Origin of the sequence: Streptococcus sp. DD10, assembly GCF_001578805.1 — a bacterium.
In the GTDB taxonomy this organism is placed as follows: Bacteria; Bacillota; Bacilli; order Lactobacillales; family Streptococcaceae; genus Streptococcus.
The window spans coordinates 1-757 of the sequence record NZ_KQ969188.1 but is presented as its reverse complement, the minus strand read 5'-3'; the positions used below and the strand labels follow the sequence as shown (position 1 = coordinate 757).

General features: G+C 40.7%; 1 protein-coding gene. It reads left to right on the top strand.

Translation table 11 applies throughout. The features are described 5' to 3' along the window. Positions 1-757 (top strand): mucin-binding protein (locus STRDD10_RS10025; RefSeq protein WP_197458346.1); only part of this gene is annotated, 757 nt, incomplete at both ends.

Here is a 757-nt window from a genome sequence, read left to right as displayed (position 1 = left end):
AAGCTCTGTAGGTCCTAAGAACACTCCTCAATCTGGAACACCAACCTTTGTACCAGGTCACTCAGATGTGCCAATGGACAACACTGTTCCAGCTACATTTGAAGATGGTACAACAACTAAGGTTGTTCCAAATGTAGGTACTTACACAGTTGAGCCAGATGGTAAGGTAACCTTTACACCAGTAACCAACTACGTTGGAACACCAGAAGGTGTTGTTGTGGTTCGTAAAGATACAAATGGTACAGTGGCGAAAGCTACTTATACCCCACGTGTTCTGTCAGAAGACGGTACAGTTATCGCTAAGTATGTTGATAATGAAGGGAATGAAATCGCTGATACAACTGTTGTTGTTGAAAACGAAGAAACTGGTACTTCTTACACATCATCAGCTAAGACAATTCCAGGCTATGTCTTGACAGAAACTCCAGCTAATGCAACTGGTACTGTTGCAAATGGCCTAACGACTGTTACTTACGTATATGAAAAAGCAACTCAAAACGCTACAATTACATACGTAGATGTTACATCTGGAACAGAACAAGTTCTCGGTGATGTTGATAGCGTTTCTGGTAAGTTCGAAGAAGCAATCAACTACTCAACTGCAGAACGTATCGAGGCACTTCAAAAAGCTGGTTATGAATTGGTAAACGATGGATTCACAACTGAAAACGGACGTACATATGATGCAGATGATACTAAGAATAACTTCAAGGTATCCGTTAAAGAACGCATTATTCCAACTACACCAGATGTTGTA